Here is a 2,310-nt window from a genome sequence, read left to right on the forward strand (position 1 = left end):
CATGGCGACCTCCCGACGGCCGCCGGTTCCTCGGCAGCTGTCGGCACCGTAGGTCGGCGCGCGTGCTCCGCACGTCACCCGACGGGGGTGACCGCCGGCGAGCGACCGCTGCGGGACGCCGCCCGGCAGCAGGGTGGCGGCCGCGCGGGACGGGAGCACGACGAGGGGCCGGCCACCCGCAGGTGACCGGCCCCTCGTGCCGTGCTGGGTCGTGCTGGGTCGTGCAGTGCGGCCGTCAGGCCGCGCGACTCACGTCAGCGGATCAGAAACCGCCGCCGAAGTCGTCGCCACCGCCGGCCGGGAGGGCCGGAGCCTTCTCGGGCTTGTCGGCCACGACGGCCTCGGTGGTGAGGAACAGCGCCGCGATGGACGACGCGTTCTGCAGCGCGGAGCGCGTGACCTTGACCGGGTCGTTGACGCCGGCGGCCAGCAGGTCCTCGTACGTGTTGGTCGCGGCGTTGAGGCCGTGACCCGTCGGGAGGTTGCGGACCTTCTCGGCCACGACGCCGCCCTCGAGACCGGCGTTGACGGCGATCTGCTTGAGCGGGGCCTCGATCGCGGACTTCACGATGAGCGCACCGGTCGCCTCGTCACCCTCGAGCTCGAGCTTCTCGAACGCGAGCGCGCCGGCCTGGATGAGGGCCACGCCACCACCGGCGACGATGCCCTCCTCGACGGCCGCCTTGGCGTTGCGGACGGCGTCCTCGATGCGGTGCTTGCGCTCCTTGAGCTCGACCTCGGTGGCCGCGCCCGCCTTGATGACGGCCACGCCGCCGGCGAGCTTGGCGAGGCGCTCCTGCAGCTTCTCGCGGTCGTAGTCCGAGTCGGAGTTCTCGATCTCGGCACGGATCTGCGAGACGCGGCCGGCGATCTGCGCGGCGTCGCCGGCACCCTCGACGATCGTGGTCTCGTCCTTGGTCACGACGACCTTGCGCGCCGTGCCGAGGACCTCGAGGCCGACCGTGTCGAGCTTGAGGCCGACGGTCTCGGAGACGACCTGGCCACCGGTGAGGATGGCGATGTCCTGGAGCATGGCCTTGCGGCGGTCGCCGAAGCCCGGTGCCTTGACGGCGATGGACTTGAACGTGCCCTTGAGCTTGTTCACGACGAGCGTGGCGAGGGCCTCACCCTCGATGTCCTCGGCGACGATGAACAGCGGCTTGCCGGCCTGGATGACCTTCTCCAGCAGCGGCAGCAGGTCCTTGACGTTCGAGATCTTCGACTCGACGAGCAGGACGAACGCGTCCTCGAGGACGGCCTCCTGACGCTCGGGGTCGGTCACGAAGTACGCGGACAGGAAGCCCTTGTCGAAGCGCATGCCCTCGGTGAGCTCGAGCTCGAGGCCCAGCGCGGACGACTCCTCGACCGTGATGACACCCTCCTTGCCCACCTTGTCGAGGGCCTCGGCGATGAGCTCGCCGATCGCGGTGTCACCGGCGGAGATGGCGGCCGTGGCGGCGATCTCCTCCTTGGTCTCGACCTCCTTGGCCTGCGCGAGGAGCTGCGTCGTGACGGCCTCGACGGCCTTCTCGATGCCCTTCTTCAGCGCGATCGGGTTCGCACCCGCGGCCACGTTGCGCAGGCCCTCGCGGACGAGCGCCTGGGCGAGGACGGTCGCCGTCGTCGTGCCGTCACCGGCGACGTCGTCGGTCTTCTTGGCGACCTCCTTGACGAGCTCCGCGCCGATCTTCTCGTACGGGTCCTCGAGGTCGATCTCCTTGGCGATGGAGACACCGTCGTTGGTGATCGTGGGGGCGCCCCACTTCTTGTCCAGCACGACGTTGCGGCCCTTGGGGCCCAGGGTGACCTTGACGGTGTCGGCGAGGGTGTTGAGACCCCGCTCGATGCCGCGGCGGGCCTCCTCGTTGAAGGCAATGATCTTGGCCATGGGGCTGTGATCCTTCGCTCGGTTTGCGTGGTGGCCGCTGGGTGCCCGCGACGGACGACGCGCCCCGCGCGGTCATGTCCCGCGACGCGACGCACCTCACCGGGCGGCCGATGCTTCTGTCACTCTCGACCCGAGAGTGCTAAGTCAATGGTTAGCACTCGACCCCTGCGAGTGCAAGGCGCGTTCGCCCAGGGACGACCTCACCCGCCGAACCACCCGGACGCGCACGCCCGCCGGTCTATCGTGCGCGTGTGCCAGGTCACACCGGGGTGGTCGACGACGTCGTCGACGCCGTCACCGTGCCGACCGGCACCGCGTCGGGCACGGTCGTGCCGCACCGGGCACGCTCGGCGCCCCCACCGCACCCGGCCGCAGGACTCCCCACGCAGCCGCGACCACGACCGCGCACCACCCGCCGCCCG

At 70.7% G+C, this 2,310-nt stretch carries 1 protein-coding gene; it reads right to left on the minus strand.

What is annotated here, in order from left to right; translation table 11 throughout:
* Window positions 1-262: 262 nt before the first annotated feature.
* Window positions 263-1,888, minus strand: coding sequence for a chaperonin GroEL (gene groL, locus HGA02_RS16670; protein WP_168680251.1), 1,626 nt, complete (start codon window positions 1,886-1,888; stop codon window positions 263-265).
* Window positions 1,889-2,310 lie beyond the last annotated feature (422 nt).

Origin of the sequence: Cellulomonas septica (genome assembly GCF_012396155.1) — a bacterium.
In the GTDB taxonomy this organism is placed as follows: Bacteria; Actinomycetota; Actinomycetes; order Actinomycetales; family Cellulomonadaceae; genus Cellulomonas; species Cellulomonas septica.